This is a genomic window from Streptomyces sp. NPDC057002, assembly GCF_042673825.1.
Lineage (GTDB): Bacteria > Actinomycetota > Actinomycetes > Streptomycetales > Streptomycetaceae > Streptomyces.
Window position 1 is genome coordinate 26,227 of record NZ_JBHURZ010000012.1, and the last position, 23,089, is coordinate 49,315.

Sequence of the window (23,089 nt, forward strand, 5' to 3'; positions counted from 1 at the left end):
TTCTGGGATGCGCGCTTCGTCGAGCACGCGTGGATGCGGGCCCTGCTACTTGATCATGTAGATCGTGGCGAAGAGGCCGATCCAGACGACATCGACGAAGTGCCAGTAGTAGGACACGACGATCGCGGCGGTCGCCTGCTCATGGGTGAACCTGCTGGCCGCGTAGGTCCGGCCGAGGACCAGCAGGAAGGCGATGAGACCGCCTGTCACGTGCAGGCCGTGGAAGCCGGTGGTCAGGTAGAACACCGAGCCGTACGGGTCGGAGGACAGGGACAGGCCCGCGTCCTTGACCAGCTCCGTGTACTCGAAGACCTGACCGCCGATGAAGATCGCACCCATCACGAAGGTGACGATGAACCACATCCGGAGCTTCTTCACATCACCGCGCTCGGCGGCGAAGACGCCGAGCTGGCAGGTGAGTGAGGAGAGCACCAGGATGGTGGTGTTCGTCGCCGAGAACGGGAAGTTGAGATGGGCAGCCATCTCCTTCCAGTGATCGGGACCCGTCACCGATCGCAGGGTGAAGTACATCGCGAAGAGGGCCGCGAAGAACATCAGCTCGGAACTCAACCAGATGATGGTTCCGACGCTGGTGAGGTTCGGCCGGTTGACCGACGGGTGCGCGTGCCCGGTTTCTGCTGTCGTTGCTGTCGCCACGACCGACATTATGTCGGTCGCTTATCCCGCCCTCACTCCGGGGGGTGCCGTTCGGAGTGTCTTCGCCTGTCGTACCGGTGTTGACGTGGTGTTCAAGGGAGTAGCATCCCGCCCATCGGGCCTGTCCTTACGACGCTGACGTCACGGAGGAACAATGCAGCCGACCGCCACGGTGCTGGTCTACAGCAACAACTCCAACACCCGCGAACAGGTGCGGCTCGCCACGGGCCGGCGGCCGGCTCCGGACGTCCCTGTGGTGGAGTTCCTGGAGTGTGCGACTCCGGACGCGGTGCTCAAGGAGCTGGACCGGGGTGGGATCGATGTCTGTGTGCTGGACGGTGAGGCCGTGCCGATGGGGGGCATGGGGCTCTGCCGGCAGATCAAGGACGAGGTGTTCGACTGCCCGCCGGTGCTGCTGCTGATCGGGCGGCCGCAGGACGCGTGGCTGGCGACCTGGAGTCGTGCGGAGTCGGCTGTGACGTTGCCGGTGGAGCCGGTGGAGTTCGCGGCCGCCCTGGCTGCTTTGCTGCGGGAGAAGAAGGCCCTGAACGCCTAGGAGCTCGGGGCTATCGGTTGTTCGGCGAGTGCGGGTGGGCTGTGGCTTGTCGCGCAGTTCCCCGCGCCCCTGAGGGGCGTCTAGACGCTCTGAGGGCGTAGACGGGCTCTGTCCGCCGCTGCCGGGCCGTCCGGGGTGCCGCCCAGGAGGGCGCTGCCTGTGCGCCACTTCTGCCAGTCGAGGTTCCAGTCGCCGAAGCCGTTGCCGAACGGGGCCATCGTGTCGCCGCCGGAGTTGATGACCTTGACGATGTCGCCCTCGCGGACGGTGTCGTAGAACCAGGCGGCGTTCTCGGTGCTCATGCCGGTGCAGCCGTGGCTGACGTTGGCGGCGCCCTGGGAGCCGACCGACCAGGGGGCGGCGTGGACGTACTCGCCGCTGTTGGTGACCCGGACGGAGTGGTGGACGATCAGGTCGTAGAAGTCCGAGGCGCCGATGCTGGCGCTGGTCATGCGGACGGTGCCTTCCTTGGCCAGGACGACCTTGACGCCGTTGCGGGTGTCGTAGCCGGGCATCCCCGTCGTCACCGGTATCTGGCGGACGATCTCGTCGTTCTTGTAGACCGTCATCTGATGGGCCGAGGCGTCCGTGACGGCTATGAGCTTGTCGGCGGTGCTGATCGTCAGCGGCTTGGCCTTGCCGCCGCCCCACAGGCGGTCGCCGATCTTGATGCCCTCCAGGTTGCTGCGGACCTGGACGGTGGCCTGTGCGGGCCAGTAGTCCTTCGGGCGGTAGTGGAGCTTCTTGTCGTCCACCCAGTGCCAGGCGCCGTCCACCGCGGGTATGGAGGAGACCTTGAGCGCGCGTTCGACGACGGCCCGCTGGGCCCCGTCCTTGACGGGCCGGCTCAGCTCGGCGGTGACGGGCTGGCCGACGCCGTACGTGCCCGCCCTGGGGCCGAAGGTGACGTCCAGGCGCTTCTTGGTGGTGGGCTTGCCGGTGTCGAAGGTGACGACCTTGCGGCCGGGCGCCCCGTCCTCGTCCTCGGTGCTCACACGGACCGTGTAGCCGGCGTTGGCGGCGAGCGGCGCGGTGCTGTGCCAGCGGCTGCCGTCGGCGGCGAGTTCGCCCGCCAGATAGCGTCCGGCGGCGTCGTAGGCCGTGACGTCCGTGATGCGCCCGTCGGAGTCCTCGGCGACCACTTCCAGGGGCTTGTCCGGGTCGGCCTTCTCACGGCCCTCAGGAGGGCCGTTGAAGGAGATCTGGTCCGCCGCGTCGTAGGGGCGGTGGGAGAGCGGGTTGCCGTCCGAGCCGCAGGCGGTGATGACGCCCGCGCTGAGGGCTATCACCAGCAGCGTGCAACTGACGACGGTGCGGGGCCTGAGTATCGCTGTGTGGCTCATGACCTCACGCTAGGAAGCCCCGTCAACACCGGCACGCCGAGAGACTCGTACGAGTGATGCATATTGCGGCAAGCAGCAGGGGCCCGGACGCTCCTCTCGGAGTGTCCGGGCCCCTGAGGCGCTCGGCGCGTGCTACTGGGTGCGGTTCTCACCGCGGTAGTACTCGAAGACCCAGCCCCAGATGCCGACCAGGATGATCGGCAGCGAGAAGTACATCAGCCACCAGCCGATGGCGACCGACAGGAAGGCGAGGGCGCCTCCGATGGCCAGGGAGAGCGGCTGCCAGCTGTGCGGGCTGAAGAACCCGACCTCGCCGGCGTCGTCCGCGACGTCCGCCTCCTTGTTGTCCTGCGCACCGACGTCGACCCGCTTGGCCGTGAAGCCGAGGTAGAAGCCGATCATGATGCACAGGCCGAAGGTCAGGAAGAGGGCCGTGGTGCCGGCCGGCTCCTTCGACCACACGCCATAGACGACCGCCATGACGAGGACGAAGAAGCTCAGCCACATGAACATCTTGCCCTGGATCTTCACTTGCCGGCCTCCTTGCCGCCGGCGAGGGCCTTCTCGCCGTGCCCCGCGTTCTCGAGCTGGTCGAGAGCGGCGATCTCCGGGTGGTGCAGGTCGAACGCCGGGGATTCACTGCGGATCCGCGGCATGGTGATGAAGTTGTGCCGCGGCGGCGGGCAGGAGGTGGCCCACTCCAGGGAGCGGCCGTAGCCCCACGGGTCGTCGACCTCGACCGGCTTGCCGTACTTGGCCGTCTTCCACACGTTGTAGAAGAACGGCAGGATCGACATGCCGAGCAGGAACGAGCTGATCGTCGAGATCGTGTTCAGCGCGGTGAAGCCGTCGGCCGCGAGGTAGTCCGCGTAACGACGCGGCATGCCCTCGGCACCCAGCCAGTGCTGGACCAGGAACGTGCCGTGGAAGCCGATGAACAGCGTCCAGAAGGTGATCTTGCCGAGGCGCTCGTCCAGCATCTTGCCGGTCCACTTCGGCCACCAGAAGTGGAAGCCGGAGAACATCGCGAATACCACGGTGCCGAAGACGACGTAGTGGAAGTGCGCGACCACGAAGTACGAGTCGGAGACGTGGAAGTCCATCGGCGGCGAGGCCAGGATGACACCGGTCAGACCACCGAAGGTGAAGGTGATCAGGAAGCCGGTCGCCCAGAGCATCGGTGTCTCGAAGGACAACGAGCCCTTCCACATGGTGCCGATCCAGTTGAAGAACTTCACACCGGTCGGTACGGCGATGAGGAACGTCATGAAGGAGAAGAACGGCAACAGCACACCGCCGGTGACGTACATGTGGTGCGCCCACACCGTCACGGACAGACCCGCGATCGCGATGGTCGCGCCGATCAGACCCGTGTAACCGAACATCGGCTTACGGGAGAAGACCGGAATGACCTCGGAGATGATGCCGAAGAACGGCAACGCGATGATGTACACCTCTGGATGGCCGAAGAACCAGAAGAGGTGTTGCCACAGCAACGCCCCGCCGTTGGCGGAGTCGAAGACATGGGCTCCGAACTTGCGGTCCGCCTCCAGGGCGAACAGCGCGGCCGCGAGGACCGGGAAGGCGAGCAGGACCAGCACACCGGTCAGCAGCACGTTCCACACGAAGATCGGCATGCGGAACATCGTCATGCCCGGGGCGCGCATGCAGATGATCGTGGTGATGAAGTTGACCGAGCCGAGGATGGTGCCGAAGCCGGAGAAGGCCAGACCCATGATCCACATGTCGGCGCCGATGCCCGGGCTGCGGACGGCGTCCGAGAGCGGGCTGTAGGCGAACCAGCCGAAGTCGGCCGCGCCCTGCGGGGTGAGGAAGCCACCGACCGCGATGAGCGAGCCGAAGAGGTACAGCCAGTAGGCGAACATGTTCAGCCGCGGGAACGCCACGTCGGGCGCGCCGATCTGCAGCGGCATGATCCAGTTCGCGAAGCCGGCGAACAGCGGCGTCGCGAACATCAGCAGCATGATCGTGCCGTGCATCGTGAACGCCTGGTTGAACTGCTCGTTCGACATGATCTGCAGACCCGGACGGGCCAGCTCGGCGCGCATGAACAGCGCCATCACACCGCCGATGACGAAGAAGGCGAACGATGTAATCAGGTACATCGTGCCGATCGTCTTGTGGTCCGTCGTCGTCAGCCACTTGACCACGACACTGCCGCGGTTCTGGCGCCTGACCGGCAGCTCGTCCTGGTAGTGGGACCCTGCTGCCGCGGCACCCTGGGGTTCGTTGAGGATGCTCACAGGTTGTTCGTCTCCCGGTTCTTCTCGTGGCTCGTCTGCGCGATGCCGGCAGGAACGTAACCGTTCTGCTGCTTGTCCACGAGGTCCTTGAGGTGCTGCTCGTAGCGCTCGGGGGAGACGACCTTCACGTTGAACAGCATCCGAGAGTGGTCGACGCCGCAGAGCTCGGCGCACTTGCCCAGGAAGGTGCCCTCCTTGTTGGGGGTCACCTCGAAGGCGTTGGTGTGGCCCGGGATGACGTCCTGCTTCATCAGGAACGGCACCACCCAGAAGGAGTGGATGACGTCACGCGAGGTCAGCACGAAGCGGACCGTCTTGCCCTTGGGCAGCCAGAGCGTCGGACCGGGGTTGTTGGTCTGCGGGTTCCGCGTACCGGGGGTGCCGCAGTCGTAGGCGCCGCCGGCGTTGGCCGGGAAGTCTTCCTTGAACCGGTCCGGAATCGCGTCCAGGTCCTTGGAGGTCTTGGCGTCACCGGTGGAACCCGCGACGGGCTCGATGTAGTTGAAGCACCAGCTCCACTGGAAGCCGACCACGTTGACCGTGACGTCGGGCTTCTTCTTGAGGCTGAGCAGCTCGGACTCGTCACGGGCGGTGAAGTAGAACAGCACCGAGACGATGATGAGCGGGACCACGGTGTACAGCGCCTCGATGGGCATGTTGTACCGGGTCTGTGGGGGAACTTCGACCTTGGTGCGGCTGCGCCGGTGGAAGAAAGCACTCCACAGGATCAGACCCCACACCAGCACGCCAACGGCGAGCGCAGCCGCCCAGGACCCCTGCCACAGGGAGAGGATCCGCGGAGCCTCTTCCGTGGTCGGGGTGGGCATACCAAGGCGGGGGAAGTCTTCCCAGTTGTACGAGCAACCGGTGGCTGTCGCCAAGACCAAGCCCGCGGTCAGTGCCTGCAGCAGCTTCCGCCGCATCGGGCGCCGCGGCGAGCGGTCGGAGCCGTTGGGACTCACGTAGCGCCTTCCCGAGAGTCTCGCCCGCGCGGATCGGCTGCGGCCTGGCCTTCTCGCTGGTCGGTCGCCGCCCTGCGTCGGGCAGGGGTTTGGATGTTTATGCGGACCAAACCCTAGCCGACGCCCTCCGGGGGTTCTCTAGGAGGGGTGCCTAGTGGGGTGGGGTGTTCGCTTGATTGGCGGGTGCGGCCTTGGTTGTGGTTGTTCGCGCAGTTCCCCGCGCCCCTTTGGGGCGTCCCTGTGCTGGACGTTCTAGCGTTGCTGTGTGGCCTACTTCGATGCTGCTTCTGGTGCTCCGCTTCATTCCGTTGCCCGGCAGGCTCTGCTGGCCTCCCTCGATGAGGGGTGGGCGGATCCCGCGCGGCTGTACAGGGAGGGGCGGCGGGCCCGGATGCTGTTGGACGCGGCGCGGGAAGCCGCTGCCGAGGCGGTGGGGTGCCGGGCGGACGAGCTGGTGTTCACCTCGTCCGGAACGCGTGCCGTGCATGCGGGGATTGCGGGGGCGCTGGCCGGGCGGCGGCGGGTCGGGCGCCACCTGATCGTGTCGGCGGTCGAACATTCTTCGGTACTCCATTCGGCCGAGGTGCACGAGGCGGGCGGCGGTTCCGTCACCCAGGTGCCGGTCGACCGGGGCGGGGCGGTGGATCCGGCGGCGTACGGCGATGCCCTGCGCGGGGACACTGCGCTGGCCTGTCTCCAGTCGGCCAATCACGAGGTGGGGACGGAGCAGCCCGTCGCGGCGGTGGCCGAGCGGTGCCGGGAGGCCGGGGTGCCGTTGCTGGTGGATGCCGCGCAGTCGCTCGGGTGGGGGCCGGTGGAAGGGGACTGGTCGCTGCTCACGGCCAGTGCGCACAAGTGGGGCGGGCCGTCGGGGGTCGGGCTGCTCGTGGTGCGCAAGGGCGTGCGGTTCTCGGCGCAAGGGCCGGTGGACGAGCGGGAGTCGGGGCGGGCGGCCGGTTTCGAGAACATCCCGGCGATCGTGGCCGCGGCGGCTTCACTGCGGGCCGTACGGGCGGAGGCGGCCGGGGAGGCCGCGCGGCTGCGGGAGCTGACGGAGCGGATCCGGGCCCGGGTGCCGGGGCTGGTGCCCGACGTCGAAGTGGTCGGGGACCCGGTGCGCCGGCTGCCCGGGGTCGTCACCTTCTCCTGTCTCTATGTCGACGGAGAGGCGCTGCTGCACGAGCTGGACCGGGAGGGGTTCTCGGTCTCGTCCGGATCGTCCTGCACGAGCAGCACGCTGACGCCGAGCCATGTGCTGCGGGCGATGGGTGTGCTGAGCGAGGGGAATGTGCGGGTCTCGCTGCCGCCGGGGGCGGCGGAGGAGGAGGTGGAGCGCTTCCTGGAGGTGCTTCCCCGGGCTGTGGCCGCGGTGCGGGAGAAGCTGGGGGCGCCCTCCGAGACGGTGGTGCGGGAGGCCGACGTGCTGGTCGTGGACTCTCTGGGCAAGAGGTGCCCGATTCCGGTCATCGAGCTCGCCAAGGTCATCGGCGATGTGCCGGTGGGCGGCCTGGTGAGGGTCCTCTCCGATGACGAGGCGGCGCGGCTGGACATTCCCGCGTGGTGCGAGATGCGGGGCCAGGAGTACGTAGGGGAGAAGCCGGCGGACAAGGGAACCGCGTACCTGGTCCGCCGGGTGAGCTGAACGCCCTGCATTTAGGGGCGCGGGGCTGTGTCGATATGCGGCTACCGCCGCGGTGCGCGACCAGCCCCCACGCACCCGCACTCGGCGACGGTCAGGCCAGATGCCCCTGCACTTCCACCGCGGCCTCATCCCCGTACGCCTTGGTGAACCGCTCCATGAAGTGCCCACGCCGCAGCTGGTACTCCTGCGTCCCCACCGTCTCGATGACGAGAGTCGCCAGCATGCAGCCGACCTGCGCCGCCCGCTCCAGGGAGACGCCCCACGCGAGGCCCGACATGAAGCCCGCGCGGAACGCGTCGCCGACGCCCGTGGGGTCGGCCTTGCGCTCCTCGTCCGGCGTGCCGACCTCGATCGGGTCGTCGCCGACCCGCTCGATGCGGACGCCGCGCGCGCCGAGGGTGGTCACCCGGTGGCCCACCCGGGACAGGATCTCCGCGTCGCTCCAGCCGGTCTTGGTCTCGATGAGGCCCTTCTCGTACTCGTTGGAGAAGAGGTACGTCGCCCCGTCCAGCAGGATGCGGATCTCCTCGCCGTCCATCCGGGCGATCTGCTGGGAGAAGTCGGCGGCGAACGGGATGGACCGGGAGCGGCACTCCTCGGTGTGGCGGAGCATCGCCTCCGGGTCGTCCGCGCCGATGGAGACCAGGTCGAGTCCGCCGACCCGGTCGGCGACGGTCTTCAGCTCGATGAGGCGGGCCTCGCTCATGGCGCCCGTATAGAAGGAGCCGATCTGGTTGTGGTCGGCGTCGGTCGTGCACACGAAGCGGGCGGTGTGCAGCGTGTCGGAGATGCGGACGGAGTCGGTGTCGACGCCGTGCCGGTCGAGCCAGGCGCGGTACTCGTCGAAGTCCGCGCCCGCGGCGCCGACCAGGATCGGCCGGGTGCCGAGCTGTCCCATACCGAACGCGATGTTCGCGGCGACGCCGCCGCGGCGGACGTCGAGCTTGTCGACCAGGAACGACAGCGAGACCGTGTGCAGCTGGTCCGCGACGAGCTGGTCGGCGAAGCGGCCGGGGAAGGTCATGAGGTGGTCGGTGGCGATGGAGCCGGTGACTGCGATGCGCACGGCGTGGATTCTCCTGAGGGAGGCGGGCCTTGACACTTCACGCTATCGGGTGGACGGGGCAGCTCTGAAGGCATCGAAACTACCCGATAGTAGATCTTTCTCCGCGAGCTCGAGCGTGCCTACGGTGCCGCTATGACGAACCTCAAGGTCCAGGCACCCGTTCCGGTCGACCTCGAAGGCGATCTGGCGTCGCTGCCGGGTGACGGGGCGCGGATGGCTCCCCACTGGGCGGCCCCCGACCGGATCGCCTCCCGGCCCGTCTCCCCGGCCCTGATTCACGGTGTGACCGTACCCCCGGCGTCGGCCCGGCTGCTCGACGCCATGTCGGACTACGGGGACTGAGCGGGCCCCTGCGGGAACCGTGTGCTCCCCCGCTGCGTCCCATCGCTGTCCCCCGTAAAGGGGAGGCGGGATACGACCCACCAGCCGCCCGTGTGTGACCGGTCCGGGTCCCATGGGATGGCTGTGCAGCCGAAGGAGCGATGCGGTGAACACCGAGCGACCCGACAACGACGACGACGCCAGGGAAGCGGGCGGCGCCGGAGCCGCCGCCGACCCTGCCCGGGACATCGGGGGCGTCTCCGACGGTGAACGGGGTTCGGCGGACGCGCAGGACGAGACGGAGGCGGGTTCGGCTTCCGCCGAGGACGAGGGCTCGGCGGAACCCCAGGACTGGGCCTCGGCTGACGCCCAGGACCAGGCGGAGGGCGCCGAAACCAGCCAGGATTCCGACGCTCCGGACTCCGAGTCCCGTGAGGCCGACACGCCCGAGGTCGCCGAGACGGAGCAGGCTCCTGAGGCCGACCCGGCCCCTGAAGCCTCGGCCGACGACACGGCGAAGGCGGCGGCATCCGCACCGGAACCCGAGGCCGGCGCCGAGAGCACCGGCGTCGACGAAGCCGGCTCGGCCCCGGACCGGGCGGCAGACGTGGCAGACGCGGTAGACGCGGTAGACGCGGCAGCCACCGAGGTGCCGGACAGCGACGTGCCCCGCGACCAGGAGGAACTGGTCCGCCCGGGCGGCGGGCGGCCCCGGACGCCCGCGATCATCGCCGTCGCCGCCGCCGCCGTGCTGCTGATCGGCGGGGGCGGGGCCTGGCTCGCCACCAACGTGGCCGACGGGTCGGGCGGCGGACAGACGTCCGGCGCCCCCGGTGGGGACGACACTCCCCCGCCGCTCGCGCTCGACGGGTACTCGGAATCGACCTCCGGCGAGGGCAACGGCATCGCGCCCGGCGAGCCCAACCCCTACGGCGCCACCTACAAGCTCGGCGGCACGCTGCCGGACGGCCCCCGCGAGGCCCCGGTGTACCGGGCGCAGGGCGAGGTCACCAAGGACGACGTGGCCCGGCTGGCCAAGGCCCTCGGGGTCGAGGGGACGCCGGTGGCACAGGGCGAGGCCTGGAAGGTCGGGGCCGGTCAGGACGGTTCGGGACCGAACCTCCAGGTGAACAAGCAGGCGCCGGGAGCCTGGACCTTCAACCGCTACGCCCCGGGCACCGACAACTGCAAGGGCACCGACACCTGCACGGCTCCGCAGTCCGGCACCCCGGTGAGCGAGGCGGAGGCCGAGAAGGCCGCGGCGCCCGTGCTGAAGGCGCTGGGTCAGGACGACGCGAAGCTAGACGCGAGCCAGGTCATGGGCGCCCAGCGGGTGGTGAACGCCGCTCCCGAGGTCGGCGGACTGCCGACGCACGGCTGGAACACCGGGGTCACGGTCGGCGCCGAGGGCGAGGTCGTCGGCGGCAGCGGTCAGCTGAAGGCGCCGGTGAAGGGGGACACGTACCCCGTGGTCAGCGCCAAGAAGGCGCTGGAGCTGATGGAGACCCGGCCGAAGACCGACCACCGGATGGGCATCGGCGGCTGTGCGAGCGCCGTGCCGCTGAAGGACCGGCTGGAGCAGCCCTGCGGATCGTCGGCGAGCGACGCTCCGGAGCAGGACACGGTCACGGTCGAGAACGCGGTGTTCGGACTGGCCTCGCACTTCGTGGACGGGCGCCAGGCGCTCGTGCCGTCCTGGCTGTTCGAGGTGACGGCGCCGGGTGCGAAGGACCCGTTCACGGTGACGTACCCGGCGGTCGACCCGAAATATCTGACCCCCGCTACGCCGAGCGAGCCGAGTGACAAGCCGACGTCGACGCCCGGGCCGCGCAACGTCGAGGTGGACGGCTACCGGGCCGAGGGGTCGGAGCTGACCGTGACCTTCACGGGCGGTGTGTGCGCCGACTACGACGTGAAGGCGAGCGAGAAGGGCGACGAGGTGACGGTCGAGGTGACCTCGACCGCGTGGCCGGACAAGGTCTGCATCATGATCGCGAAGCAGTTCCAGCAGACCGTGCAGCTGGACGAGCCGCTGGGTGACCGTGCCGTCGTGGACTCGGACGGCAAGGCGGTCTCGCTGGCCAGGGAGGGCGCGCGGCTGCCGGCTCCCCCGACGCGGGAGCGGTAGTCCTTCAGTAGCTAGCGAGCGCGAAGGCGGCGGCCCCGTCGGAGGGGGCCGCCGCCTTCGTCATGTCCGCTGCCGCCGGTGGCGGCCCCGCAGGCTCAGCTGAAGGAGTCGCCGCAGGCGCAGGAGCCGGTGGCGTTCGGGTTGTCGATCGTGAAGCCCTGCTTCTCGATCGTGTCCACGAAGTCGATCGTGGCACCGCCCAGGTACGGGGCGCTCATGCGGTCGGTGACGACCTTCACACCGCCGAAGTCCTTCTTGACGTCGCCGTCGAGGGAACGCTCGTCGAAGAAGAGCTGGTAGCGCAGGCCGGAGCAGCCGCCGGGCTGGACGGCGACGCGCAGCGCGAGGTCGTCGCGGCCTTCCTGGTCGAGCAGGGTCTTGACCTTGTCCGCGGCGGCGTCGGTCAGGATGATGCCGTCGCTGACGGTGGTGGTCTCGTCCGATACGGACATCTACATCTCTCCCGGGTTGTACGGAGACTGCTTGCCGACGGGTCCAACCGGCGGGGCCGCGGATTCATTCCGGGCCGGGCGCTCGATTTACGGCTCCGTTTCATGCTCGCACACGCGCCGCGAACCGGAAAACGGCTCTTTCCCGGTGTTCCCGGGAATGAACGGCGGCTCACCGGGATTCACGTCACACAGACGCTATGGCCGTCGTCAAAGTGACGTGAAGCAGTTATGATAGATAGCGTCAAATCGACGAAAAGTCGCGGAACAGAAAGGGTGCGTGTCGTGACCACCGCCCAGCCCCAGGAGCTCGACGTACAGCCGACGCCCCTCGCCCTGCTGCTCCTCGGCCGTGAGGCCGACCCCAGGAGCGAGCGTGGCGTGGAGTGCCCCGGCGACCTGCCCTCGCCGTCCGACCCGGACCTGGTGGAGCGCGCCCGCAAGGCGAAGGAGAAGCTCGGGGACAAGGTCTTCGTGCTCGGCCACCACTACCAGCGCGACGAGGTCATCCAGTTCGCCGACGTCACCGGTGACTCCTTCAAGCTGGCCAAGGACGCCGCCGCCCGCCCGGAGGCCGAGTACATCGTGTTCTGCGGTGTGCACTTCATGGCCGAGTCCGCGGACATCCTGACCTCCGACGACCAGAAGGTCGTCCTGCCCGACCTGGCCGCCGGCTGCTCGATGGCCGACATGGCGACGGCCGAGCAGGTCGCCGAGTGCTGGGACGTGCTGACCGAGGCCGGGATAGCCGAGCAGGTCGTGCCCGTCTCGTACATGAACTCGTCCGCCGACATCAAGGCGTTCACGGGCAAGCACGGCGGCACGATCTGCACCTCCTCGAACGCGAAACGGGCCCTGGACTGGGCCTTCGAGCAGGGCGAAAAGGTCCTCTTCCTTCCCGACCAGCACCTCGGCCGCAACACCGCCGTGCGGGACATGGGCATGTCCCTGGAGGACTGCGTCCTCTACAACCCGCACAAGCCGAACGGCGGGCTGACGACCGAGGAACTGCGCGCCGCGAAGATGATCCTGTGGCGCGGCCACTGCTCGGTGCACGGCCGCTTCAGCCTCGACTCGGTGCGCGACGTGCGCGAGCGCATCCCGGGCGTGAACGTCCTGGTCCACCCCGAGTGCCGCCACGAGGTCGTGGCCGCGGCGGACTACGTCGGCTCGACGGAGTACATCATCAAGGCCCTGGAAGCCGCCCCGGCCGGCTCCAAGTGGGCCATCGGCACGGAGCTGAACCTGGTCCGCCGCCTGGCAAACCGTTTCGCACCGGAGGGCAAGGAGATCGTCTTCCTCGACAAGACGGTCTGCTTCTGCTCCACGATGAACCGCATCGACCTCCCCCACCTGGTCTGGGCCCTGGAGTCCCTGGCCGAGGGCAACCTCGTCAACCGCATCGAGGTGGACAAGGAGACGGAGGCGTTCGCGAAGCTGGCGTTGGAGCGGATGCTGGCGCTGCCGTAGCCCGTAGCAAGGGTGACGGCGACCTTGGCCGACGTCACCCTCTCTGCTGGAGCGGCACCTCACCAGCGGCTCTCCTGCCGGCACAACGCCGAACCACTCGGCGAACGGGGGTTGGGAACCCGGACCGGGCCTCCTTCGTCCGGACCGCCGAGTGTGGCTGGACGACCCCCATGCGACCGCTCGCATGAGGGACCCCCGACCGGCTGGACGCGGCGTTCGTTCCCGGCCACCGCCTGGGAAGCGCTCGTCACGTGCCTCAAGGGCCAAGACACCCTCCCCGCTGAGGCCTGAGCACGAAGGGGCGCCCCGTGAGCCACGGGGCGCCCCTCGCCATATCTACTGCTGTCAGACCTGCGCCGGCTCCGGCTCCTCCGCCGTCTCCGTGCGCTGGGCCGGAAGGCCGCCCTTCTTCGCCGCGCGCTTCTTCGCCCGGCGCTCCTTGCGGAGTTCGAACATGGCGTACAGCGTCGGTACGAGCAGCAGCGTCAGCAGCGTCGACGTCACCAGGCCGCCGATCACGACCACGGCCAGCGGCTGGGCGATGAAGCCGCCCTCGCCGGTGATGCCGAGGGCCATCGGGAGCAGGGCGAAGATCGTCGCCAGGGCGGTCATGAGGATCGGGCGCAGTCGGTGCCGGCCGCCCTCGATCACGGCCTCGACGACGCCGTAGCCCTGCTTGCGGTACTGGTTGATCAGGTCGATCAGCACGATCGCGTTCGTCACCACGATGCCGATCAGCATCAGCATGCCGATCATCGCGGGGACACCCATCGGGGTGCCGGTCGCCACCAGGAGACCGATGGCGCCCGTGGCCGCGAACGGGATGGAGACGAGCAGGATCAGCGGCTGGACCAGGGACTTGAAGGTGCCGACCAGCAGCATGAAGACGATCGCGATGGCCGCCAGCATCGCCAGGCCCAGGTTGAGGAACGCCTCGTCCTGGTCCTCGGAGACACCGCCGATCGACGCCGTGGCGCCGTCCGGGAGCTTCAGCGCGCTGATCTCGGACTGGAGCTTGGTGCTCACCGCGCCCGTGTTGTCACCGGTCGGCTTCGCGGAGATGGTGGCCGCGCGCTGGCCGTCGATCCGGGTCATGGACACCGGACCGTCGATCTGCTTCACCGTCGCGATGTCGCCGAGCTTCACCGCGCCCAGGCGCAGGTCCTGAAGCTGCTTCAGTGTCCGCGCGGGCTCGGCCGAGCGGATGACGACGTCGCGCTCGCTGTCGTCCAGGGTCGCCTTGGCCGCGTTGGTGCCGCGGATGGCCTGCGCGACGGCTGCGCCCAGGGTCTGGTCGTTGAAGCCGGCCGCGGCCGCCTTGTCGTTGGCCTTCACCGAGATGCGCGGCACGCTCTGCGCCAGGTCGCTGGTGACGTCCGTGACGTCGTCGAGCTCGGCGACCGTCTTGCGGACCTCCTCGGACGCCGTACGCAGGACATCGGCGTCGGCGGCCTTCACCACGACGCTGAGGTCCTGGCTGCCGAAGCCGTCACCGGCGGCGATGGTGGTCGTGCCGATGCCCTTCAGGCCGGCCAGGCCCTTCTCGACGTCGTCCTGGACGTCCTCGAACGGCACCGAGTCGTCCAGCATCACCTGGTACGAGGCCTGGTTGGAGTCCGTGCCGCCGCCGAAGGCGGCCATGAAGCCGGACGAACCGATGGTGACCTGGTAGTCCTTCACGCCCTTGGTGTCGGCGAGCAGCTTCTCGACCTTCTTCGCCTGGGCGTCGGTCGCCGCCAGGCTGGTGCCGGGCTTCAGCTCCTGCTTGACGCTGAGGACCTCCTGCTCGCCCTGGTCGAAGAAGTTCGTCTTCAGCAGCGGCGCCATGCCGAACGTGCCGACCAGGACGACGATCGCGAGGGCCACGCTGGTGAGGCGGCGGCGGGTCGCGAAGCGCAGGACCGGGACGTAGATGCGCTGGAGGCGGCTCTTGGCCTCCTTCTCCTCGGCGATCCGGCGTGCCTCGTCCGCGTCCTCGGGGGTGCCCTTCGGGGGACGCAGGAACCAGTACGACAGGACCGGGACGACCGTCAGGGAGACGAGCAGGGACGCCAGCAGCGCGGCGGTCACCGTCAGGCTGAACGAGCCGAACAGCTCGCCCACCATGCCGCCGACCAGGCCGATCGGCAGGAACACCGCGACCGTGGTGAGCGTCGAGGACGTCACCGCGCCCGCGACCTCACGGACGGCCTGGAGGATCGCCGAGTGGCGCTCCTCGCCGTAGCCGAGGTGCCGCTTGATGTTCTCCAGGACCACGATCGAGTCGTCGACGACCCGTCCGATGGCGATCGTCAGCGCGCCCAGCGTCAGGACGTTCAGCGACAGGTCACGCGTCCACAGCACGATCAGGGCGAGGACCACGGACAGCGGGATGGAGACCGCGGTCACGAGGGTGGAGCGGATCGAGGCCAGGAAGACCAGGATCACCAGGACCGCGAAGAGCAGACCCAGCGCGCCCTCGGTGGTCAGGCCCTTGATGGACTTCGAGACCGCCGGGCCCTGGTCGCTGACGACCGTGAGGTCGGCGCCGGAGCCGAGGTCCTTGCGGAGGTCGGGGAGCTTGTCCTGGACGGCCTCGGAGATCGCGACCGCGCTGCCGTCGCGGTCCATGGTGACGGCGACGGAGAGGCTGGGCTTGCCGTCGGTGCGGGTGATGGAGTCGGCCGGGGCCTCCTGCTGCTTCACCGTGGCGACGTCGCCGAGGCGCACCGGCTCGCCCTTGCCGGGCTCGCCCGTGACCATCAGGTCCTGGATCTGCTTCAGCGAGGTGAAGCCGCCGCCGACCTGGACCGTGCGGTTGGCGCCGTCCTCGTCGAAGGAGCCGGCCGGGACGGTCGCGCCGCCCGCCTGGAGCGCCTGCATGAGGGACTGCGGGGTGAGGCCCGCCTTCGCGAGCTTCGCGTTGTCGGGGGTGACGGCGACCTGGAGGTCTCGCACACCGTCGACGGTGACCTGGCCGACGCCGTCGATGCTCTTGAGGTCCGGCACGACGGTCTTGTCGAGCTGGTCGGCCAGGGCCTGCTGGTCCCGGCCGGAGCTGACGGCGAGGACGACGGTCGGCATGTCGTCCGTGGAACCGGCGACGATCTGCGGGTCGACGTCGTCCGGGAGCTGGACGCGGGCCCGGTTGACGGCCTGCTGGACGTCGGCGACGAGCTGCTTGGTGTCGTTGCCGTAGTCGAAGGACGCCATGATCACGGCGTTGCCCTCGCTGGCGGTGGAGGTGACGCCGCTGATGCCGTCGACGGATTCGAGGTTGTCCTCGATGGGTTCGACGACCTGCTTCTCGACCACGTCCGGTGACGCGCCCTGATACGGCGCCAGCACGGACACCATGGGCAGTTCGATGGTGGGCAGCAGCTGCTGCTTGAGCTGGGGTATCGCGATCGCCCCGAAGACGAGCGCGATGATCGACATCAGCCCTATCAGGGCCCGTTGCGCGAGGCTGAATTTCGACAGCCAGGACATGGGTGAGGGTCTCTCTTCTGTTAGCGGCAGAAGCGGCAGCGAGCGCGCAGATGAGCACCCGCCCTAACACCCTGAGCCATGGAGGACCCGGGTTTCGTAGGCCCCAGGTCCATTTCCTTATGCGGCGCATACTCCGGGCGCAGTACACCCGGGTCGAGCTCACTCCACCCTTGGACGGACCAGGCCGGACTCGTACGCGGTGACCACGAGCTGGGCACGGTCCCGGGCGCCCAGCTTGGCCATGGCCCGGTTGACGTGCGTCTTCACCGTCAGCGGGCTGACCTCCAGGCGCTCGGCGATCTCGTCGTTGGAGTGTCCTCCGGCGACCTGGACGAGCACTTCGCGCTCCCGCCCGGTGAGCGAGTCGAGCCGCTCGGCGCGGGCCGGGTCGCGCTCGCCGTCGTCGGCCGGGTCCTGGGCGAGGAAGCGGGCGATGAGGCCGGTGGTGGCCGCCGGGGACAGCAGGGCCTGGCCGCCGGCGGCGGTCCGGATCGCGGTCAGCAGTTCCTCGGGCTCGGAGCCCTTGCCGAGGAAGCCGGAGGCGCCGGCGCGCAGTGACTGCACGACGTAGTCGTCGACCTCGAACGTCGTCAGGATGACCACGCGGACGTCGGCGAGTTCGGGGTCGGCGCTGATCATGCGGGTCGCGGCGAGACCGTCGGTGCCGGGCATCCGGATGTCCATGAGGACGACGTCGGCGTGCTGCTCCTTGGTCATCCGCACCGCCTCCGCGCCGTCGGACGCCTCGCCCACCACCTCCATGTCGGGCTCGGAGTCGACGAGCACACGGAAGGCGCTGCGCAGCAGCGCCTGGTCGTCGGCGAGCAGGACACGGATGGTCATGCGGGGTCCTCCCCGGTCGGTGTGCGGTTCTTGACGGGCAGGATCGCATGGACGCGGAAGCCGCCGCCGTAGCGGGGACCGGTGGTGAGGGTGCCGCGCAGGGCGCTGACGCGCTCCCGCATGCCGAGCAGGCCGTGGCCGCCGCCGCTGCCCGGGTCCGCGTCCTCGCCGCTGCCGTCGTCGAGCACGGTGATCTCGATGTTCGGTCCGACCCGTACGACGCTGACCTCCGCCTTGGCGTGTGACCCGGCGTGCTTCCGCACGTTCGTCAGGGCCTCCTGGATGATCCGGTAGGCGGCCAGGTCGACGGCCGCGGGCAGGGCGGTGCCCTGGTCGGTACGGGCGACCTCGATGCGCTGTCCGGCGTTGCGGAAGGTGCCGGCGAGTTCGTCGAGGCGGTCCAGGCCGGGGGCGGGTTCGGTGGGGGCCTCCGGGTCGCCGGACTGTCTGAGCAGCCCGACGGTGGCCCGCAGCTCGTTGAGGGCGGAGCGGCTGGCCTCCCGGACGTGGGCGAGGGCCTCCTTGGCCTGGTCGGGGCGCTTGTCCATGACGTGGGCGGCGACGCCGGCCTGGACGTTGACCAGGGCGATGTGGTGGGCGACGACGTCGTGCAGGTCCCGGGCGATGCGCAGGCGTTCCTCGGCGACCCGGCGGCGGGCCTCCTCCTCGCGGGTGCGTTCGGCGCGTTCGGCGCGTTCCCTGATGGCCTGGATGAAGGCGCGGCGGCTGCGGACGGCGTCGCCCGCGGTGGCGCCGATGCCGGCCCAGGCCACGATGCCGAGGTTCTCCTGGGCGTACCAGGGCAGGGAGCCGGCGGCCATGGCGGTGCCGGTCAGCACGGTCGTGGTGAGCAGGCCGACCCGCCAGGTGGTGGGGCGGTCGGTGGTGGAGGCGACGGTGTACAGGGCGATGACGGCGGACATGGCGACGGGGGTGCGGGGGTCGCCGGTGACGGACTCCACGACGGAGACCGTGCCGGTGAGGACCAGGACCGTCATGGGGGCGCGGCGGCGGAAGACCAGCGCGGCGGCGCCGAGGACCATGAGGACGAGGCTGAGGGGGACGGGGGTGCGCAGGGCCCAGCTGACGGTGTCGCGGTGCCGGGGCTCCACGAAGGAGCCGGCGACCATACAGGCCAGGACTCCTGCGGCCAGGACCGCGTCCACGGCCAGGGGGTGTGCTTTGGCCTGGACTTTGGCCCTTTGGAGGGTGCTCACGGCTGATTACGGTAGCCGGGCGGGGTGTACGGGGGTATGGGCGGTGGGGTGTGAGGTGCTCGGCGTCGGGGCTGGGGTCGGGTGGGTCCGCAGCCCGGCGTGGCGGGGTGCCGCGCTGCGCCCACCCGTGCCGCCCCTAGCGGCACGCATGCCCGCAGCGGGGTCAGCCCGGGATCAGGCCGTCGTCGCTCAGGAAGTCCCTGACCTCTTCGAGGGTCGCGTCCGGGGACGGGAGGATCAGTTCCGATGGTTCCAGGGAGTCGTCCGGGAGGGGGTCGCCGAGGTCGCGGACCCTGGTCAGCAGGGCCTGGAGGGTGCGGCGGAAGGCGGGGCCGTCGCCGTTCTCCATTTCGGCCAGGAGCTCGTCGTCCAGCTTGTTCAGTTCGGTGAGGTGGCCGTCGGCCAGCCTCACCTGGCCCTCCCCCATGATCCGTACGATCATGTCGCCCTCCTAGGCGTGGGCCCCTACTGCTTGTCGAAGCGCGGGGTGTCCTGCGGCTGCTGCCGGTCCTGCTGCTGCGACTGGCTCGTGCCACCACCTTCGATGGCCTGCTGCCCGGCGGCCGGGCCCCCGGCCAGCTCCTGCTTCATCCGCTGCAGTTCCAGCTCTACATCCGTACCACCGGAGAGCCGGTCCAGCTCGGCCTGGATGTCGTCCTTGTGCATGCCGGAGGGGTCGTCCAGCGCCCCGGAGGCGAGCAGCTCGTCGATCGCGCCGGCGCGGGCCTGGAGCTGGGCCGTCTTGTCCTCGGCACGCTGGATGGCCAGGCCGACGTCGCCCATCTCCTCCGAGATGCCGGAGAAGGCCTCGCCGATCCGGGTCTGCGCCTGGGCCGCCGTGTACGTCGCCTTGATCGTCTCCTTCTTCGTACGGAAGGCGTCGACCTTGGCCTGGAGCCGCTGGGCCGCCAGGGTGAGCTTCTCCTCCTCGCCCTGGAGCGTCGCGTGCTGGGTCTCCAGGTCGGTCACCTGCTGCTGGAGGGCGGCCCGGCGGGACAGCGCCTCGCGGGCCAGGTCCTCACGGCCCAGCGCGAGCGCCTTGCGGCCCTGGTCCTCCAGCGTGGTGGACTGCTTGTTCAGCTGGGCGAGCTGCAGCTCCAGGCGCTTGCGGCTGGTCGCCACGTCGGCGACGCCGCGGCGCACCTTCTGGAGGAGCTCCAGCTGCTTCTGGTACGAGTAATCGAGGGTCTCGCGCGGGTCCTCGGCCCGGTCAAGGGCCTTGTTCGCCTTCGCGCGGAAGATCATCCCCATACGCTTCATGACACCGCTCATGGGCTTCGCGCGCCCCCTTCTGACCGAACCGGCTCCAGCTCCTGCGACAGAACCCACAGTACGGGCCCTGCATCCATTACCGCACTGTTCGGGGACGGATGCGCTCATCCCCAAGGACGACTGTGGACGGTCCCGCTCCGGCGTAGGGAGTAGGTGGTCCCCGGGGTTACCGGAGGCCTACATCCCGGGAAACCGTCGGAGCCGTACACATCGTCCCCTCTGTCCCCATACAGACGACTGGTGTTGCCGGATCGTTCCCCACGGGACTGGGGTCCATGCCCGGAAGCCCTTACCCTTGGGTTTTGTGTTCCGTAGCCGTGCGAAGGATGAGAAGGCCCAGGACGCCGTGAAGGCGCCGGAGACCGACTCCAGTCAGCCCCGTCACCCCGAGGCCCGCAAGGGCCGCCCCACGCCCAAGCGCAGCGCGGCCCAGTCGCAGCGCCGCAGCGTGGCCAACACGTCGACGACGCGCAAGGAGGCCGCCAAGCGACAGCGCGCGGAGCGCCGTACCGCGATGGAGCGCCAGCGTCAGGCGCTGGCCAGCGGCGACGAGCGGTATCTGCCCGCCCGCGACAAGGGACCGGTCCGCCGGTTCGCGCGCGACTTCGTCGACTCGCGGTTCAACATCGCGGAGTTCTTCCTGCCGATGGCCGTGGTCATCCTCGTGCTGAGCATGGTGCGCGTGGCCTCGCTGCAGAACGTCGCGCTGCTGCTGTGGCTCGTGGTGATCGTGATGATCGTGCTCGACTCGTTCATCTCCGCCTTCCGCCTGAAGAAGCAGCTGGCCGAGCGGTTCGCCGGCGAGAACAAGCGTGGCGCGGTCGCCTACGCCCTGATGCGCTCTCTCCAGATGCGTCGGCTCCGGCTGCCGAAGCCGCAGGTCAAGCGCGGAGAGCGGCCCTGACCGCGACGCCGTTTTCCGAGAGCGCGGCGGATGCCCGGGTGACCGGGCCGGGCGGGCTGCGCGATGTGGTCCGGCAGGAGCTGGTCGCCCGCCAGCTGGACGAGCAGATATCCGGGCGGTTCCCAGTCGGGCAGCGGCTGCGGGTGCTCGACGTGGGCATGGGCCGGGGCACGCAGGCGCTGCGGCTGGCCCGGGCCGGGCACCAGGTGACCGGTCTGGAGCAGGACCCGAAGATGGTCGCCGTGGCCCGGGAGTCCCTCGCGGGGGAACCCGAGGGCATCCGGAAGCGGATGCGGATCATCGAGGGCGACGGCCGGGACACCGGTGTGCACTTCCTGCCGGGCGCTTTCGACGTGGTGCTGTGTCATGGCGTGCTCATGTACGTGGAGGAGCCCGACCCGCTGCTGGCGGGTCTCGCCCGGATGCTGGCGCACGGCGGGCTGCTGTCCCTGCTCGTGCGCAACGGGGACGCGCTGGCGCTGCGGCCGGGGCTGTCCGGCGCCTGGGCCGACGCGCTGACCGCCTTCGACACGACGGCCAACCTCCCCCATTCTCGAAAAGACTCGAACGAGGGGACCCCCATCCGGCTGGGGCTCGACGTACGGGCCGACCGGCTGAAGGATCTGACGTCCACGCTCGCGGGGATCGGGGCGCCGCTGCACGCCTGGTACGGGGTGAGCGTGTTCACCGACTCGGTGGCGGACGACGCCGAGGTCCCGGGTGACGCGCCGACGCTGCTCGCGGTGGAGGAGAAGGCCGGGCGGACGGATCCGTACCGCGGGGTGGCGGCGCTGCTGCACCTGTGCGGTGTGCGGGGCTGACGCCCCCGGGGCCACGGAAGAGGAGGTGGGCGAGGGCCGTCGGCCCCCGCCCCCGGGCTCACGCCTCGGCCGCGTGCAGACTCATCGGGCCGTAGATCTCCGTGGCGTCCTCGAACAGCCGCACCTGGTCGGCGCCGCCCTCCTGGAGGGCCTTCCAGTGCTCCCCGATCCAGGACTCGGCATCCCCCTGGGTGGGGAAGTCCTCCGGCGGTACCGCGGGCTGGACCTCCGCCCCGTCGGTCTTCTCGAACCGCCACGTCCATGCCGCCATGTACGCCTCCCATGTGTGAGCACACTGCACAGCGGGAGCCGGATCTTGGTCCGGCTCCTGCCCCGAGCGTAAGCGGTCCGCTGGGTTGGGCGGGACAGGCGTCCCAGGAGTGCGGGTGATTGGGCGTGCGCGGGCCGCATTGGGCTGGTCGCGCAGTTCCCCGCGCCCCTTAGGGGCGTCTCCGCCACGCATGCCCCAGGGCCAGGGGTGAGAATCGGGGCGTGGAACTCACTCTGCTTGGTACTGGCGCTCCTGCGGGGCTTCCCCGTCCCGATTGTCCCTGTGCGGCTTGTGCGGCTGCTCTCGGGCCGGATTCCCGGGCGGCCACCGCGCTGCTGCTGGACGGGGCGCTGTTGCTCGATCTGACGCCCGGGGCGGCGTTCGCGGCGGCTCGGGCGGGGCGTTCGCTGACCGGTGTGCGGCAGGTGCTGTTGTCGCATCCGCATGACGGGCCCGCGGTCGAGGTGCCTGCCGGGCTGCCGCAACCCGGACGGGTGCCGGACCGGCAGGAGTTGACGCTGCTGACGGGGCACCGGGTGCGGGCGGTGGCGATGGACGCGCCGGGCACCGGGTACGCGGTGACCGGGCCGGAGGGCCAGCGGCTGCTGTATCTGCCGCCGGGCGGGGCGCCGGCGGGGCTGGCGGAACCGGCGGAGCCGTACGACATGGTCCTCGCGGATGTCGCGGGGCGGCCGGACGCGCTGGCGAAGCTGCGGGCGGTGGGGGCGGTGGGGCCGACGACCGATGTGGTCGCCGTCCATCTGGACCACGACGTGCCGCCGGGCCCGGAGCTCGGGCGGCGGCTCGCGGCGGCCGGGGCGCGGACGGTGCCGGACGGGACGACGCTGGCGGTGGGGGCGTACGAGGACGTGCCGGACGTACCGCGGCGGACCCTGGTGCTGGGCGGGGCGCGGTCGGGCAAGTCGGTGGAGGCCGAGCGCCGGCTGGAGGCCTTTCCCGACGTGCTGTACGTGGCGACGGGCGGGTCGCGCAACGGGGACACCGAGTGGTCGGTGCGGGTGGCCGCGCATCGGGAGCGGCGGCCTGGGTCGTGGCGGACGGTGGAGACCTGCGATCTGGTGCCGCTGCTGGCTGAGGAGGGGCCACCGGTGCTGGTCGACTGTCTGTCGTTGTGGCTGACGGACGCGATGGACTCCGTCGGGGCGTGGGACGACGCGGTGTGGGCGGAGCGGGGGGAGAAGGCGTTGCGGGAGCGGGTGCGGGAGCTGACGGAGGCGGTGCGTTCGAGTCGGCGGGCCGTTGTCGCCGTGTCGAACGAGGTGGGGTCGGGGATTGTGCCGTCGACCGCGTCGGGGCGGCGGTATCGGGATGAACTGGGGCGGTTGAACGCGGGGTTCGCGGAGCAGTGTGAGCAGGTGCTGTTGGTGGTGGCGGGGCAGGCCTTGGTGCTGCGGGGATGACCGGTGCTGTGGGT

At 69.9% G+C, this 23,089-nt stretch carries 21 protein-coding genes; 8 read left to right on the forward strand and 13 right to left on the reverse strand.

Features of this window, described 5'->3' with window-relative positions; all coding sequences use genetic code 11:
• Positions 1–45: 45 nt before the first annotated feature.
• Complete coding sequence (locus ACFT32_RS40650) at positions 46–666, reverse strand: heme-copper oxidase subunit III (protein ID WP_184596414.1); 621 nt, start codon at positions 664–666, stop codon at positions 46–48.
• Positions 667–811: 145 nt separating this feature from the next.
• On the opposite strand from ACFT32_RS40650, the gene ACFT32_RS40655 reads away from it, so the two are divergent.
• Positions 812–1,213, forward strand: a complete 402-nt coding sequence (locus tag ACFT32_RS40655; protein WP_382499242.1) for a hypothetical protein — start codon at positions 812–814, stop codon at positions 1,211–1,213.
• 80 nt (positions 1,214–1,293) lie between these two features.
• Here the strand turns inward: ACFT32_RS40655 and ACFT32_RS40660 are convergent, their stop codons facing one another.
• From ACFT32_RS40660 to coxB, 4 genes are all read right to left on the reverse strand, one after another.
• Positions 1,294–2,556 carry an Ig-like domain-containing protein gene (locus ACFT32_RS40660; protein WP_382499244.1) on the reverse strand — a complete coding sequence of 421 codons (1,263 nt, stop codon included), beginning with the start codon at positions 2,554–2,556 and terminating at the stop codon, positions 1,294–1,296.
• A 132-nt stretch (positions 2,557–2,688) separates the two neighbouring features.
• On the reverse strand, positions 2,689–3,087 hold the full coding sequence (locus tag ACFT32_RS40665) for a cytochrome c oxidase subunit 4 (RefSeq protein ID WP_382499246.1): 399 nt from the start codon (positions 3,085–3,087) through the stop codon (positions 2,689–2,691).
• The gene (gene ctaD, locus ACFT32_RS40670; protein WP_382499249.1) at positions 3,084–4,820 is read right to left on the reverse strand and encodes a cytochrome c oxidase subunit I; all 1,737 of its coding nucleotides are present in this window, start codon (positions 4,818–4,820) and stop codon (positions 3,084–3,086) included. The genes ACFT32_RS40665 and ctaD overlap by 4 nt, the downstream gene beginning before the upstream one ends.
• Positions 4,817–5,782, reverse strand: coding sequence for a cytochrome c oxidase subunit II (gene coxB, locus ACFT32_RS40675; RefSeq protein WP_328338044.1), 966 nt, complete (start codon positions 5,780–5,782; stop codon positions 4,817–4,819). Before coxB ends, ctaD begins: the two co-directional genes overlap by 4 nt.
• Positions 5,783–6,047: 265 nt before the next feature.
• On the opposite strand from coxB, the gene ACFT32_RS40680 reads away from it, so the two are divergent.
• Positions 6,048–7,424 carry a cysteine desulfurase/sulfurtransferase TusA family protein gene (locus ACFT32_RS40680; RefSeq protein WP_382499251.1) on the forward strand — a complete coding sequence of 459 codons (1,377 nt, stop codon included), beginning with the start codon at positions 6,048–6,050 and terminating at the stop codon, positions 7,422–7,424.
• A 91-nt stretch (positions 7,425–7,515) separates the two neighbouring features.
• Here the strand turns inward: ACFT32_RS40680 and ACFT32_RS40685 are convergent, their stop codons facing one another.
• The gene (locus ACFT32_RS40685) at positions 7,516–8,490 is read right to left on the reverse strand and encodes a carbohydrate kinase family protein (protein ID WP_382499252.1); all 975 of its coding nucleotides are present in this window, start codon (positions 8,488–8,490) and stop codon (positions 7,516–7,518) included.
• A gap of 132 nt (positions 8,491–8,622) precedes the next feature.
• On the opposite strand from ACFT32_RS40685, the gene ACFT32_RS40690 reads away from it, so the two are divergent.
• Together ACFT32_RS40690 and ACFT32_RS40695 are read left to right on the forward strand one after the other, a co-directional pair.
• Positions 8,623–8,832 (forward strand): hypothetical protein, encoded by a 210-nt coding sequence (locus ACFT32_RS40690; RefSeq protein WP_189724603.1) that lies wholly within the window; start codon positions 8,623–8,625, stop codon positions 8,830–8,832.
• Positions 8,833–8,977: 145 nt separating this feature from the next.
• Positions 8,978–10,939, forward strand: coding sequence for a hypothetical protein (locus tag ACFT32_RS40695; protein WP_382499254.1), 1,962 nt, complete (start codon positions 8,978–8,980; stop codon positions 10,937–10,939).
• A 95-nt stretch (positions 10,940–11,034) separates the two neighbouring features.
• Here the strand turns inward: ACFT32_RS40695 and ACFT32_RS40700 are convergent, their stop codons facing one another.
• The gene (locus ACFT32_RS40700) at positions 11,035–11,391 is read right to left on the reverse strand and encodes an iron-sulfur cluster assembly accessory protein (RefSeq protein ID WP_261682919.1); all 357 of its coding nucleotides are present in this window, start codon (positions 11,389–11,391) and stop codon (positions 11,035–11,037) included.
• Between the two features lie 282 nt (positions 11,392–11,673).
• Here ACFT32_RS40700 and nadA point away from each other — a divergent pair, with 282 nt between their 5' ends.
• Positions 11,674–12,858 (forward strand): quinolinate synthase NadA, encoded by a 1,185-nt coding sequence (nadA, locus tag ACFT32_RS40705; RefSeq protein ID WP_382499256.1) that lies wholly within the window; start codon positions 11,674–11,676, stop codon positions 12,856–12,858.
• A 345-nt stretch (positions 12,859–13,203) separates the two neighbouring features.
• Here the strand turns inward: nadA and ACFT32_RS40710 are convergent, their stop codons facing one another.
• From ACFT32_RS40710 to ACFT32_RS40730, 5 genes are all read right to left on the reverse strand, one after another.
• The gene (locus ACFT32_RS40710) at positions 13,204–16,326 is read right to left on the reverse strand and encodes an efflux RND transporter permease subunit (protein ID WP_382499258.1); all 3,123 of its coding nucleotides are present in this window, start codon (positions 16,324–16,326) and stop codon (positions 13,204–13,206) included.
• A 159-nt stretch (positions 16,327–16,485) separates the two neighbouring features.
• Complete coding sequence (locus tag ACFT32_RS40715) at positions 16,486–17,169, reverse strand: response regulator (RefSeq protein ID WP_382499260.1); 684 nt, start codon at positions 17,167–17,169, stop codon at positions 16,486–16,488.
• Positions 17,166–18,386 carry a sensor histidine kinase gene (locus ACFT32_RS40720; protein ID WP_382499262.1) on the reverse strand — a complete coding sequence of 407 codons (1,221 nt, stop codon included), beginning with the start codon at positions 18,384–18,386 and terminating at the stop codon, positions 17,166–17,168. Before ACFT32_RS40720 ends, ACFT32_RS40715 begins: the two co-directional genes overlap by 4 nt.
• 163 nt (positions 18,387–18,549) lie before the next feature.
• On the reverse strand, positions 18,550–18,828 hold the full coding sequence (locus ACFT32_RS40725) for a hypothetical protein (RefSeq protein WP_215121952.1): 279 nt from the start codon (positions 18,826–18,828) through the stop codon (positions 18,550–18,552).
• Between the two features lie 23 nt (positions 18,829–18,851).
• Positions 18,852–19,637, reverse strand: a complete 786-nt coding sequence (locus ACFT32_RS40730) for a PspA/IM30 family protein (RefSeq protein WP_382499628.1) — start codon at positions 19,635–19,637, stop codon at positions 18,852–18,854.
• Positions 19,638–19,962: 325 nt separating this feature from the next.
• On the opposite strand from ACFT32_RS40730, the gene ACFT32_RS40735 reads away from it, so the two are divergent.
• Positions 19,963–20,562 (forward strand): DUF3043 domain-containing protein, encoded by a 600-nt coding sequence (locus ACFT32_RS40735; RefSeq protein WP_382499264.1) that lies wholly within the window; start codon positions 19,963–19,965, stop codon positions 20,560–20,562.
• 80 nt (positions 20,563–20,642) lie between these two features.
• Positions 20,643–21,383, forward strand: coding sequence for a class I SAM-dependent methyltransferase (locus ACFT32_RS40740; RefSeq protein WP_382499630.1), 741 nt, complete (start codon positions 20,643–20,645; stop codon positions 21,381–21,383).
• Between the two features lie 58 nt (positions 21,384–21,441).
• Here ACFT32_RS40740 and ACFT32_RS40745 read toward each other — a convergent pair whose 3' ends face one another.
• Positions 21,442–21,654, reverse strand: coding sequence for a hypothetical protein (locus ACFT32_RS40745; RefSeq protein ID WP_382499266.1), 213 nt, complete (start codon positions 21,652–21,654; stop codon positions 21,442–21,444).
• A 221-nt stretch (positions 21,655–21,875) separates the two neighbouring features.
• Between ACFT32_RS40745 and ACFT32_RS40750 the strand changes: the two genes are divergently transcribed.
• Positions 21,876–23,075, forward strand: a complete 1,200-nt coding sequence (locus tag ACFT32_RS40750; protein WP_382499269.1) for a bifunctional adenosylcobinamide kinase/adenosylcobinamide-phosphate guanylyltransferase — start codon at positions 21,876–21,878, stop codon at positions 23,073–23,075.
• The last annotated feature ends 14 nt before the right edge of the window (positions 23,076–23,089 follow it).